Annotated in this window: 11 protein-coding genes; all 11 read right to left on the reverse strand. The window is 52.8% G+C overall.

Going from position 1 to position 13,262, the window contains the following annotated elements; translation table 11 throughout:
- Window positions 1-47: 47 nt before the first annotated feature.
- Genes murC through mraZ form a run of 11 tightly spaced genes read right to left on the reverse strand, consistent with a single transcriptional unit; the run spans window position 48 to window position 13,028 of the window.
- Window positions 48-1,421, reverse strand: a complete 1,374-nt coding sequence (gene murC / locus KOO62_02830) for a UDP-N-acetylmuramate--L-alanine ligase (GenBank protein ID MBU8932921.1) — start codon at window positions 1,419-1,421, stop codon at window positions 48-50.
- Window positions 1,422-1,458: 37 nt separating this feature from the next.
- On the reverse strand, window positions 1,459-2,622 hold the full coding sequence (gene murG / locus KOO62_02835) for an undecaprenyldiphospho-muramoylpentapeptide beta-N-acetylglucosaminyltransferase (protein MBU8932922.1): 1,164 nt from the start codon (window positions 2,620-2,622) through the stop codon (window positions 1,459-1,461).
- On the reverse strand, window positions 2,619-3,731 hold the full coding sequence (locus KOO62_02840) for a putative lipid II flippase FtsW (protein MBU8932923.1): 1,113 nt from the start codon (window positions 3,729-3,731) through the stop codon (window positions 2,619-2,621). The genes murG and KOO62_02840 overlap by 4 nt, the downstream gene beginning before the upstream one ends.
- Window positions 3,697-5,088, reverse strand: a complete 1,392-nt coding sequence (murD, locus tag KOO62_02845; protein MBU8932924.1) for a UDP-N-acetylmuramoyl-L-alanine--D-glutamate ligase — start codon at window positions 5,086-5,088, stop codon at window positions 3,697-3,699. Before murD ends, KOO62_02840 begins: the two co-directional genes overlap by 35 nt.
- A complete protein-coding gene (mraY, locus tag KOO62_02850) occupies window positions 5,085-6,173 on the reverse strand; it encodes a phospho-N-acetylmuramoyl-pentapeptide-transferase (GenBank protein ID MBU8932925.1) in 1,089 nt (362 codons plus the stop codon). The genes murD and mraY overlap by 4 nt, the downstream gene beginning before the upstream one ends.
- Window positions 6,173-7,564 carry a UDP-N-acetylmuramoyl-tripeptide--D-alanyl-D-alanine ligase gene (locus KOO62_02855; protein MBU8932926.1) on the reverse strand — a complete coding sequence of 464 codons (1,392 nt, stop codon included), beginning with the start codon at window positions 7,562-7,564 and terminating at the stop codon, window positions 6,173-6,175. The genes mraY and KOO62_02855 overlap by 1 nt, the downstream gene beginning before the upstream one ends.
- A complete protein-coding gene (locus KOO62_02860) occupies window positions 7,561-9,030 on the reverse strand; it encodes a UDP-N-acetylmuramoyl-L-alanyl-D-glutamate--2,6-diaminopimelate ligase (GenBank protein MBU8932927.1) in 1,470 nt (489 codons plus the stop codon). Before KOO62_02860 ends, KOO62_02855 begins: the two co-directional genes overlap by 4 nt.
- A gap of 24 nt (window positions 9,031-9,054) precedes the next feature.
- Window positions 9,055-11,133: a PASTA domain-containing protein gene (locus KOO62_02865; GenBank protein MBU8932928.1), complete on the reverse strand. Its 2,079-nt coding sequence runs from the start codon at window positions 11,131-11,133 to the stop codon at window positions 9,055-9,057.
- Window positions 11,130-11,627: a cell division protein FtsL gene (locus tag KOO62_02870; GenBank protein MBU8932929.1), complete on the reverse strand. Its 498-nt coding sequence runs from the start codon at window positions 11,625-11,627 to the stop codon at window positions 11,130-11,132. The genes KOO62_02865 and KOO62_02870 overlap by 4 nt, the downstream gene beginning before the upstream one ends.
- The gene (gene rsmH, locus KOO62_02875; protein ID MBU8932930.1) at window positions 11,624-12,550 is read right to left on the reverse strand and encodes a 16S rRNA (cytosine(1402)-N(4))-methyltransferase RsmH; all 927 of its coding nucleotides are present in this window, start codon (window positions 12,548-12,550) and stop codon (window positions 11,624-11,626) included. The genes KOO62_02870 and rsmH overlap by 4 nt, the downstream gene beginning before the upstream one ends.
- Before the next feature lie 4 nt (window positions 12,551-12,554).
- Window positions 12,555-13,028: a division/cell wall cluster transcriptional repressor MraZ gene (gene mraZ, locus KOO62_02880; protein MBU8932931.1), complete on the reverse strand. Its 474-nt coding sequence runs from the start codon at window positions 13,026-13,028 to the stop codon at window positions 12,555-12,557.
- Window positions 13,029-13,262: the final 234 nt, after the last annotated feature.

The following is a 13,262-nucleotide window of genomic DNA, read 5'->3' on the forward strand; positions in this document are numbered from 1 at the left end:
TACGAGCACGGCAACACAAGATGCGATTGTTCTCTTCGACAAAATCATCATAAACTCTTGAGTCGTTTCACTATCTCGTCTTTGATGAGTGTGATCGATCCGGCACCCATGATTATCACAATGTCCCCTGGTCGGGCTACTCCGGCTACGGCCTGGGCACCATTCTCCCTGGGACCTATACATTCAAAAGTACCGATCCCCCTGGTCAGAGCCTTGTCTGCAATTAGCTGCGACGTGACTCCCTCAATCGGTTTCTCGCGCGCCGGATAAATGTCGGCCAGTAGACAAATGTCAGCCAGCGCCAGCGTTTCGGCCAGTTCGTCGGCGAACTGACGCGTACGACTGAACAGATGCGGCTGGTAGACAACGATCAGTCGGCGGTCGTACACCTCCCGGGCAGCATTGAGCGTGGCCGCTATTTCTGTCGGGTGATGAGCGTAGTCATCAATTACCAGGATATCATTGATCTCGTCTATAATCTCAAAGCGGCGACTGACTCCTGTGAAGGTTCGCAATCCGTCGGCGATAGTCTCAAAGGGAATATCCAACTCGCGGGATACGGCCACCGCCGCCAGAGCATTAGCCACGTTATGCCGTCCCGGAATGCTCATGATAATCTCGCCCAGCAGTTCCCCGTGAAAGTACACGGAAAAACTCACCCGTCCTGGTTGCAACTCGACATTAAGGCCACGATAGTCGGCGTCAACGCCAAAACCGAACGTCACATAAGGACGGGTTATCTGGTCTCGAAGTCGAGCCAGCCGTTTATCGTCAGCAGAAATAATGACTGAACCATAGAACGGTACGCGGTTCATATATGTCAGAAAGGAGTTTACGAGGTCGTCTATGCCGTCATAGCAATCAAGATGATCAGCTTCAAGATTGGTCACGACTGCGACCGTTGGGAACATCGACAAGAATGACCGGTCATATTCGTCTGCCTCAGCAACCAGATATTCACCACTGCCGAGAGCCGCACCAGTACCCAATTCAGCCACAACGCCACCGACAATAATGGTTGGTTGCAAGCGACTCGATTGGAGAATCTTGCCTATCATTGATGTGGTAGTCGTCTTGCCATGCGTCCCGGCCACGCCGATTGAGAATTTGAGACGCATCAATTCGCCCAACATCTCAGCCCGCTTGATGACCGGAATACCGAGCCGTCGAGCTTCGATCACTTCCGGGTTATCCTCGCCGACTGCTGATGAAATCACAACCACGTCGGTATCACCCAGGTTATCCGGACGGTGGGAGTTATGGACGTCGATACCGAGCGAGCCGAGATATGTTGTTATATCGCTGGGCACAGAGTCGGAACCTCGAATCTCAAACCCGAGATTATGGAGTATCTCGGCAATCCCGGACATACCGGCTCCGCCGATCCCAACGAAGAACAATTTACGAATCTTACCAAACATCACTTTGTTACACCTGAACTCTTCCGCTTTCTGCGGGCTAACTAACTGAGTTGTGGCTTCCAATTACATCCTTTCGTGTCTGCGCAATCAGGTCCATAATGTCATAGGCGATGACATCCACCGCCGAACGTGTTCTCTCACTCTCCTCGACGAGTCGCTCCCGCATCTCCCCAAACCGTTTCGAACCCATCAGCGATACCGCCCGCTCCAGCAGATCGGCGCCGTCCAGTTCGTTCTCATCAATCATATCCGCCAATCCCCGACGAACAGCATCACGGGCATTTTTTCGTTGATGATCTCCGGCAGCAAATGGATACGGAATAAGAACCGATGGTAGCCGACACGCAGCCAACTCGGCCAGAGTAAGCGCTCCGGCTCGAGCCACCGCCAGATCGGCGGCCGCATAGACATTGCGCATGTCATGAGCAAAGGGGAAAAGGGTGCAGCCGTGTACCTTGCTGCCCACCTTGGCGGCGACATCCTTGTAATCCCTCCTCCCCGTTTGCCACAACAATTGGTACCCATCGGGCATCGTGCTATCTTTCAGACTCTTCAATACCGCTTGATTGATTGACCTCGCCCCTTGACTTCCACCCAGGATAAGAATTGTTTTCTTCGATGGATCGAGTCCGTACTCGGCACAGGCGCTATTACGATCCCCATCAAGCAGATCACGCCGCACCGGATTGCTGGTCACGAGAAGTTGTGCATTGGTGGACAGATATTCCTTTGCTCCGGCGAAACCCAGATAGATGCGGTGAGCACGACCGGCCAGTTGGCGGGTAGTAACACCGGGGAATGAATTCTGTTCCTGCAAAACGGTGGGGATGCCTTTCCAAGCCGCGACCTTCAGAACCGGCCAGGATACATAGCCCCCTGTACCCACCACAACATCGGGAACCATATGAGCCAGGAGTGATCGCGCCTTCAGCAGCGCACCGATCAATACAAACGGCACCAGCAGATTTTTCAACGTGAATGATCGCACTAATCCGCGAACATTGATAAGATGCAGAGGAAAACCCAGTTTGTCGCGCATTCGATACTCGATTCCCCGGCGTGTGCCGACGAAGACGATCTCGGTTCCGGCGCTGTTAGCCATCAGTTCGCGGATGCGTCCGGCGATGGCCAGCGCGGGAAAAAGGTGTCCACCGGTACCACCACCGGCGAATATGATCCTGACCGGACGAGTAAGGCTCATGATCTTACCCTCCGCGACAGGTTGAGCAACACTCCGATGGCCACGCTGGAAATCAACAGCGACGATCCGCCATAAGATACAAAGGGCAACGGTAGTCCGGTGACAGGCAATAGACTGGTCACAACACCAAGATTAACCGCGATGTTGACAAACAGGGACAGCGCCATACCGGCAGCCAACAGGTAGCCGAAACGATCCGGCTGCCCCAGAGCGATCTTGAATCCGCGTAGCAGCATGTACATCATCAACACCAGAAGAAGTACCAACCGCAAGAAACCAACTTCCTGTCCAACAGCCGCGAATATGAAATCCGTGTGCGGATAGGGCAGGAAAAAGAGCTTCTGACTGCCCTCACCCAGACCAGAACCGAACAGTCCTCCGGCACCCAAAGTAAGAGCAGCTTGCGTACCCTGGTAGCTGCCCTGGAGTGGATCGGCTAACGAGGCGATGTAGTCCATAACGCGCGCTTTCTTGTATCCAACCACGAAAACCAGAATGGCTGCCGCACCCACCATAGGCGTCGCTGCCATCAGGAGATGTTTAATTTTCGCCCCGGCCAGAAAGAACACGCCCACGGCAGTACCAAATATCACTATGGTAGTACCAAGGTCAGGCTCCAGCAGAATCAGCAACAGCGCCACACCCATCAAGGGGCCGTATCTTAGAAGTAGCCCTCGCCAGTCGCCCATGTTGCGATCGCGGTTGGAAAGTGAGAAGGCCAGGAAGTAGATCATTACAAACTTGAAGAACTCCGACGGCTGAATCGTGAGTGGGCCCAGGAACAGCCAGCGATGCGAACCATTTCGAGGCTCGGCGAGAAAGACGAGAGCCAATAATCCGAGCATAATGAAAAAGGCCGGGACCGACCAGGCAGCAAAACGCACCAGATCGAGGCGAACGAGTACCCACATCGTACACAACGAAAGCAAAGCCCAGACAAACTGGTGCTGAAGGAAAAACAGGTGCGACCCAAAACGACTTTCAGCAATCATTGACGAAGTCGAATAGACTGCGATCAAGCCAGCCACCAACATCAGCAGGTAGGCTATCAGCAGGCGTTCATCAATGTGCCCTTCAGACTTTTGGGCTCTGGTGGTTTTTCTTACCATCTCTCAGTTCTCTGACGGCCTCTTTGAAAGCCAGGCCGCGTTGTTCAAAATTCTCAAACATATCAAAACTGGCACAGGCCGGCGACAGCAGCACTGTCTCTCCGGGGTAAGCCATGTCAAAACAGCGGTGTACGGCTTCCTGAATAGAGCCGGCGAACTGTACTGGGAATTCGCGCCCCAACTCCTGCATGATCTTCTCGCTGGCTTCACCAATGGCAATGATGCCCTTAATTTTGCCACGCCCATGTTTCACGAGTGGTTCATAGGACGCCCCTTTGTCGCGCCCACCAGCGATCAGGTACAATGGCGACGGGATAGACTGTAAAGCAAAGCGAACTGAATCCACGTTGGTAGCTTTGGAATCGTTGACAAAAGTAATACCGGCGATATTGTCAACTCGCTCGAGTCTATGCTCCACCCCCGTGAAAGTAGATAGGGTCTGTTTCATGCTGTTCACATTCACACCCAACAACGATGTGGCCAGTGCGGCAGCGGCTGCATTCTGCAGATTGTGCGGACCGGGAATAAGAATATCGTTGCAGGCAATCACATCTTCCTCACTGCCATCGCGTCGCAGGTAGAGGGTGCCATTACGAACAAAAGTCGCCGTCGCTGCGGAGTCACTGGTCGAGAATAACAGCTTGTTGGCCGAGGTCGTAATAACATCCGGTTTGGTATTGGCATCGTCCCGATTAAGAATAAGGTGGTCATCGGCTGTCTGGTTCTCGGTGATGCGATACTTGGCCTTTTTGTATTCCTCAAACCCGCCGTGACGGTCGAGGTGATCCTCGGTGAGGTTCAGGATCATCGCAATCTGCGGCTTGAAATCGGCAATGGTCTCAAGTTGGAAGTTAGAGACCTCGACCACGGCCACACCATCAGGCGGAATGTCGGCGACAACTTCAGCAAAGGGCAGTCCGATGTTACCGCAGACATAGGTCTTCAACCCTGCTTCCTTGAATATCTCACCGATCAGAGTGGTGGTGGTGGTCTTGCCGTTGGAGCCGGTCACGGCTACGATCTTCCCTTGACACACCCAGAAAGCGAATTCGATTTCGGAGAATATCGGTAAGCCTTTTTTCTGAATGCGCCCGACAATCTCGCTGGTCAGCGGGATTCCCGGCGAGATGATTATATAGTCGCAATCGAGTAGATGATCGGTGTGGCCATCGGTTTCGAACGGGATTCCTGCCGTCTTTAGTTGCTGCAACTGATCAGCCAAATTGGAAGCACCACCAATGTCAGAGACAAACGGTCGGCCACCCAACTTCTGGGCCAGTAGCGCTGCCGCCACACCTGAACGGGCCATGCCGATAATGCCGATCTTGCGGCCTTTTATGCGTTCTTCAACGGTCATCGTACCTTCAAAGTTGCCAACGTCACCAGGGCAAAGAGTGCCCCTACTATCCAGAAACGCACCACGACTTTCGACTCCGGCCAACCGAGCAGCTCGAAGTGATGGTGGATGGGCGCCATTTTGAATACTCGTTTTCCACCGCGATACTTGTATGACATAACCTGAATGATCACTGACAGCACTTCGATTACAAACACACCGCCGACGATCACCAGGAGTAATTCCTTCTTGAGCATAATCGCAATCGCTCCCAACGCACCACCCAACGCCAGAGAGCCGGTGTCACCCATGAAGACCTCTGCCGGATGGCTGTTGAACCAGAGAAAGCCCAGGGCTGATCCGATAGCCGCTCCACAAAATATGGCCAGCTCCCCCGTTCCGGGCAGGTACTGGATTTGCAGATAGCTCGAATAGTCCAGACGTCCGGTAACATAGGCGATGCCGCCAAAAGTCAGGAAACTCAATCCGCATAGCCCAATGGCCAACCCGTCAGCGCCGTCGGTAAGATTGACCGCGTTAGAGGAGCCGGTCAAAACGATCACGATAAACGGAATGTACAACGGTCCGAGAACAAGCAGGTAGTTCTTGAAAAACGGTATTCCAGTAGTGCCATCAAATAGTTGAGATGGCGCGGCCCAAGTCAGGAGCAAGCCAAACACTACCCCCAGTGTTACCTGTCCGATCAGTTTCTTGCGGGCCACCATGCCTTTGGGCTGACCTTTGATAGCTTTCAGGTAGTCATCGATGTACCCAATCAGACCCAGCCAGAACGTTACCAGAAGAGCCATCAGTACAAAGAAGTTCGACATGTCGGCCCAGAGCAAAGTCGGAATGATAATGCCGGCCAGGATGATCAGACCACCCATGGTGGGCGTGCCTTCTTTGGCAAGGTGAGACTTCGGGCCTTCGGCTCGAATCTTCTCGCGCACCTGCCTTTTCTTCAACATGTTGATGAAGAAAGGACCAAGAACCAGGCAGATAAAGATAGCTGTAACGGTGGCCCCGGCAGTGCGGAAGGTAATGTACCTGAACAAATTGAGCCCGGATATCTGGTCGGCCAGAGGGTAGAGGAGGTAATACAACATCAGCTTACCTCCTCATCACGAAATTGATCGAGCACCACTTCAAGACCAACTCCCCGCGATGCTTTGAGGTACACCAGATCGTTGGATTGCAGGTTTTCTTTAATAACTTCGGCACATTCCGTAGCAGAGTCAAAATGCTGTATCTTGTTACTCTCGATACCAGCACCTCTGGCGGCATCGGCAATAGACACACTCAGAGGACCAACCAGAACAGCCAGATCAAATTCATACCCGGCCAACATCTCCCCTACTTCGCGATGATACTTAACCGCTTCAGGTCCAAGTTCGAGCATATCTCCCAAGATAAGCACTCGCCGTCCGGAACTTTTCGAAGCGAAGAACGCCTCCAGACCAGCTTGCATTGAGGGCGGGTTGGCATTGTAGCAATCGACGACGAAGTCTATTTCCCTCAGCGTCATCCGTTGGCCACGCATGGGGGCAGTACTTAGAGTGATATTCTCGGTGTCGATCTCATAAAAACTGTAGCCAAGCGTCCGGCAAATGGCGTACGCGACCAGAAGGTTGGAAACCTGGTGCCGACCCGGCAGTTGCAGATGGAAACGGTTGTTCTCAATGGTGACAAGCGTGGCTCCCGATTCCAGTGTCTCTACGTTGTCCGGATGAAAATCGGCCTGGGTATCGAAACCAAAGGTAATGAAGTTCTTTCTGAGTCGACGCGTTTCATGAACCAAAATCGGATCATCGGCATTGACAATCACAGGCACATCGTGGTCGGCCTTGTTCACAAGTTGGAGTTTGGCCCGAGCCACGTCTTCAACAGATGCCAGGGACTCAAGATGTGACGGGCCTACATTGGTAATGGCAATCAACTGCGGTCGGACGATTTCCGCGAGACGGGGCATTTCGGATTTGGTTGAGATGCCAAGTTCCAACACTGCGACGACCGCATCGGAGGGTACGCCGAAAAGCGCTAGGGGCACGCCAAACAAATTATTGAGATTACCGGGCGAACGATAGACGTTTGACTCGACAACCTGCAGCAGAAGGTAGGTCAATTCCTTGGAAGTGGTCTTGCCGTTGGAGCCGGTGATAGCAACGAACCGCGCCCGACTGGTAGCGCGATAATTAGACGCCAGCGAAAGCATTGCTTCGTGGCTGTTACCGACGGCCACAACCGGAACACAGCCGGGTATTCTCTGCAAGCCGGAATAGTTTAACTCCGCCACTATTCCGCTGGCACCGCGATCAACAGCCGCAGTGATATAGTCATGTCCGTCATACCGGGGACCGCGCAGGGCCACGAATAGCTTTCCACCACAGTCTGCCCGACTGTCGATGGTAACACCGGAGAATGTATCGGACGCTCCTTCGGTGTTATAGAGTGTTCCGCCGGTGACGGCAGCCAGTCTGTCAAATCGTAATTCGATCATGAACTTTCAAGTATCTCCTCGGGCTGGTAACCCATACTGCTCAGGATGGCTCGCGCCTCAGCCGAATCATCAAAAGGAGTGCGTGTGCCCTTGATCTCCTGATAGTTTTCGCAACCTTTGCCAGCCAATAAAACGATATCACCCGGTTGCGCCTGTTCAAGAACAAGTTTGATAGCTTTCTTCCGGTCGAGACAGATTTCGTAGTTCTTCCCTTGCAGTCCGGGTTTGATGTCTTCGATAATGGCTGCCGGGTCTTCTCCGCGCGGGTTATCAGAAGTAACAACAGCGAAATCGGCACCAGTGGTAGCCGCTCTCCCCATCAGGGGGCGCTTGCCCTTGTCCCTGTCGCCACCACAACCGAACAGTATTAGCAGTCGCTCATCGGTCAGTTCTCTGACTGATTGACAAAGCCGTTCGAGGGCATCCGGTGTATGGGCGAAATCTACTATCACGCCAAAAGGCTGGCCATGATTCACAAGGACAAACCGACCCGGAACCGGTTGAGCATCTTCCAGCCCGGCAATGACATTGTCAAGATCAACACCGCAGGCCAATCCCGCAGCGGCAGAACACAACGCATTGATCAGATTGAATCTTCCTGGCAATGGGAAAGAAACCGTCTGGGTTCCCATCGGGGTCACGAGATTAAAAACAGTCCCATCCGGGTTGATTTCGTAGTTGGCACAATGGACATCAGCACTGGTGTTTTCGAGGGAATAGCTGATGTATGATGACGAGAAGTCACCGAAGAAACTACGAAACTCCGGAACGTCCAGATTGATCACGGCATAGCTGAGGGGTCCCTCAAGCTTCTTCATCAGTTTCGCCTTCGTTTCCAGGTACTCTTCCATGGTCCCGTGGAAGTCGAGGTGATCACGAGATATGTTGGTATAGACAGCGACGCGGAAGTTTATTTGATCGACGCGGTGGAGCGACAGGGCATGTGACGATACTTCAATGACAGCATTGACGCAGTAATTCTTTTTCATCAGAAACAGTAACCGTTGCAGGTCGAGCGCTTCCGGAGTGGTTCGTTCTGCAGGAAAGGTCTCTTTACCAGTATCATAGACGGTCGAGCAGATCAGGCCGGCTGTCTTATTGCGCTTTTCGAGAATACGTTTGATAAGGTGACAGACGGTCGTCTTGCCATTGGTGCCGGTGACACCGATGGCCTTGATTTTTGAACCGGGATGACCGTAGAATACTGCCGCGACATGGGCCATTGCCTGCCGGATGTTCGGCACCCGAATATGGGTAGACGCCTGGTCGCACTCTTCACGTTCGCCCATGACAGCCACCGCACCCTGGTCCAGAGCTTGTTGAACATAATCATATCCATCCTGCTGGAACCCTTTCACCGCCAGGAAAAGGCCGTTCTCTTTAATAAGGCGCGAATCGTATTCTATGTGATCAATGTCGAGGTCAATATCTCCCTGAACCTCGATTGATTCTAATCCTTGAATCAACTCCCTGAGTGTAATAACTCCTCCCTAACCTGTCCGGCACTCGAGCCGGCATTCTGTATGTTTTGAAACCTCATCCCCGGGCGGGATTGACTGTCTGAAGACTTGCCCACGTCCTGTTATCCTGCTGCTTATACCAATGAAATCCAGAAAAGCTGAGGCATGACGAATTGATAGACCGCGCAGGTCCGGCATCACACAGGCCGAGTCCGACATCGTCTCTACGGCGACCAACACCTTGTCATCGGCAAACACCAGTCGATCAGCCGGAGGATACTGCCACACCACGACACCGCTATCGACATTCTGCCGCAACTCAAGGCTCTTAGACTCAACCATGGTGCTGGCTGTCGCCAGCGGCCGACCGATGAGGTCCGGCACCTCAACCGTGCGCCCTTCTGAGGTCGGTCCGGCGGCCAGAGTCTGGGTGGTGGAGGCAAATATGTCCGGGTTGATAATCATATAGTTCTCAGCAATGTGTTTGAACATGACACCGGAGGTATATCCTCCGTAGTGTATCGGCTTGGGTTCCTTAAGAACGACGATACCGGCAATTCTCGGTTGTTCATACGGGAAGAAGCCTGCAAAACTGGCCATGAACTTGTTCTTGAAATACCCCCGACCATCGGGACGAACGATTTCGGCCGTGCCGGTTTTACCGGCAATAGCGACGGCGGGCGAGTTTACCTTTTTGGCTGTTCCCCTTTCGACAACGCCGCGCAGAAATGCCCGCAGACTGTCGGAGGAAGCCTCTTTCATAACGCGCCTGGTAACCGTTCGCACACATTGGTCGCTCAAACCACCATCTTCCGTCACACTGCATCTCTGTAACAATGGCTGAAGCAACTCCCCTCCGTTGGCGATAGCAGCGAAGGCCATCGCCATCTGGAGACTGTTGACAGCTATTGAGTGCCCCATCGCCAAAGCGGCCACAGTATAATCGGACCAGAGATCAGGACAGTGAACTCTTCCTCGTGTCTCGCCGCCAAGTCCGGTGTTAAGGCGCTGCCCGAACCCGAAATCCAGTGCCGCCTGATAGAGACCGTCACCGCCCAGCATGATCGCATATTTAGCTACGCCGATGTTGCTGGATAGCTCCATGATCTCCCTGAAAGTCAGCCATTCGAGTTCTTTGTCGTCGTGGAGAATGCGACGACCAACTTTCCAGCGTCCCATCTCGCAGTAAGTCGTCTCGGCAAAATTGACCAGTCCTGCATCCAGCAATGTGGCCGCTGTGATAGCTTTGAAAATCGAGCCGGGTTCATATTGATCTGTGACTGTGCGCAGCTTCACCGGCCGGTGAGGATACTTTTCGGATGGATCATAGTGGGCCATAGCCAAGATTTCACCAGTATTGCAGTCGACGAAAACGGCTTGGCCGGAAACCGCGTTGTACTTCTCAACACCGCTTCGTAGCTCCTCCTCAAGAATCTCCTGCAAACGCCAGTCGATAGTCAGCACCAATGATTTTCCCAACACCGGCTTGATCATAGCGCTCTCTTTGACGCGATACAGATTTCGTTGTCCGTCGCGACGGATATCCGTTTTGCCTTCACAGCCCGACAGGACGGAATCGGCCGCCAACTCAAGACACGCCTGACCTCGATTGTCGATATCGGTGAAGCCCAATATCTGTTTTCCTATCAACCCCTGGGGATACTCACGCTGCGTTTCGGCCCTCAGGTATAGCCCCTTGGGAGCGGTCGTATCAATGTGATCAGCTAGTTCATCGCTGATTCGCCGTTTTATCCATCTGAATTTTCTGGGCTTCAGAGCGTATCTGGTATGGGCCGTACCCGATTTGAGATCGAACAGAGAATCAAGGTAACGCCCGACCCGCTTCATCTCCTGTCGGTCAGTTGCGTAGGCATACAACGATGAACGAGTGATGTTGCTGGCTACAATTGTCCCTTTACGATCATAGATCATACCCCTTGGAGCCGGGATACTAATAGTCCCACTGGATTGTCGCTCGACGATCTTGCTGTACTGAGGATGAAGCACTATCTGCAAATGTGCCAATCTCAGGACCACAATGCCAAACACGAAACACACCACCACCATGATAAAGGAAAGACGAGCACGCTCATTCCGGGTACGTTTCATTTGTCCGCACCCTTTTCGGTTAGTGAATCAATGGTGGTCCGTGGTAGTTCACCGGCCGAGGCACTGGATCTGGTCACGGAAGGAATGTGAGCCGCTACCCGTTTAACTGCTGCCAGAACAGTTGCCATTTCGTCGGATGGTTCAGGAGCATCGCGACGTTCCCCGACAAGGGTGTACAATCGCTCGGCGGAGATCGTTTCCAGACCTAACGAATCAGAGGCATACTGCTCTATCCGTGCCGATGACGACAATGCTGTAATGTCCGAATGAACTTTCCGCGTGGCGTCAATCAGCGACGCATTCTCACTCCTGAGATGGGAAACATCAGCAACCAGATCAAGCACAACAACTCGTTGCCAAATATGAATACACGACGCTGCCAGCACGACCGTGATCAACAGCGAAAGTGAGAAATACTTATGGGATCGCAGACGGTTGAAAACTGATGATCGTATTTTGACTGTCTCGCTGAACCTGCGTATGCGTGTCTTCATACCGTCACCCTCTCAACGACGCGTAGCAGGGCCGACCGCGCTCGCGGGTTGTCGTCGATTTCCGACTCGCCGGGTCTTACCGGCCGACGGGTGATCGGCACCAGGCGCGGGGTGCGACCACACACACAGCCAGGCAGTTCAGGTGGGCAGTCACAGCCTTTGAACTCGCGCTGGAAGAACCATTTAACGATACGGTCTTCGAGTGAATGATAAGCGATAACCGCCAATCGTCCGCCATCATTCAGCATATTTACAAGTTGCGGAAGAGTGCTCTGGAGAAGATCAAGCTCCTCATTGACTGCAATGCGGAGCGCCTGGAACACCCGCATACACGCTTTTTTCTGGTGCGGCGGGGAGATTGTCTGTTCGATCAGACCGACCAACGAAGAAGTGGAACTAAGTGACTTCTGTGAACGAGCCTTCACAATAGCCCGAGCCAAACGAACAGCCTGGGGTTGTTCTCCGTAGGAACGGAAAATTTTCGTCAGTTGTTTCTCGGAATATGATGCCAGCAGATCGGCTGCAGTCGATCCGCCATGCTGCGGATCAAACCGCATATCCAGCGGACCGTCCATTCGAAAGGAAAATCCGCGTTGCGGATCATCCAGCTGAACTGAGGAAAGACCCAGATCCATTAGAATCCCATCAAATGTCTGATCTTCGAAATTCTCTACCATCCGGACGACATGGCCATACGAAGCACACTCAACTCGCACAGTCTGTGACAGGGTCGCCAATTTCTGCCGGGCCAGATTGACTGCCTCTGAGTCTTTGTCGAGGCCATAGATTCGCGCCGTCGGCTCCAGCCGGGTGGCTAACGCCTCGGAGTGAGCTCCGGTTCCAACAGTAAGATCGAGATAGGCCCCGCGTGGGTCCGTAACAAGCAGGCTAACGACTTCACCGGCCATCACCGGCAGGTGCATTGGGTCACTCCTGCCGACCGTTGTCGGCGGCAAACAATCGTTCCGCAACCTCTTCCCAACTGCCCTGGAACTGCTCGAGGTAATACTCAAATCGTTCCGGGTGCCAGATCTCAATCGATCGATTCACACCAATAACGATCAAATCCTTCTTTAGGTGAGCCTCTCCGGCCAACAGGGCCGGAATCAGGATTCTGCCGTTCTTGTCGGGTGAGACAGACGCCGCTGATGAATAGAAACGACGACTGAAATACCGAAAATCTTTCTGGGTAAAACTGAGCGAGGACAGTCGATCCTGAATGTTCTGCCACTCGTCCTCAGGATACAGACTCAAGCATCCCTCAAGACCCTTAGCGAGAATGAGGTTACCCTTCAGACAGGACTGGCCATCAGAATCCACAACACTGCGCAGACGAGCCGGTAAGGCAAACCTCCCTTTGCTGTCCATGGTCGTGTTATATTGGCCGTAAAACCCGCTCATCGAGGTTTCTCCCACAAATCGCCACTATTGCCTAATAGGTCCTATTTTGACCCACACCTATTAAATCACTTTTTGGTGGTCGCTGTCAAGGGGTTTTTTAATTCTGATTGAGAAATCAAACTCTTCTAACTGGTGTCAACCCAACAAGTAATAAAGGTAGATTATTTTCCTCAGAGCTAATCTGAAGTCCCCTAAAGAGACCCAACCCATGTTATTTTTGTTGATACCTGAAAA

This window comes from Candidatus Zixiibacteriota bacterium (assembly GCA_019038695.1).
In the GTDB taxonomy this organism is placed as follows: domain Bacteria; phylum Zixibacteria; class MSB-5A5; order GN15; family FEB-12; genus B120-G9.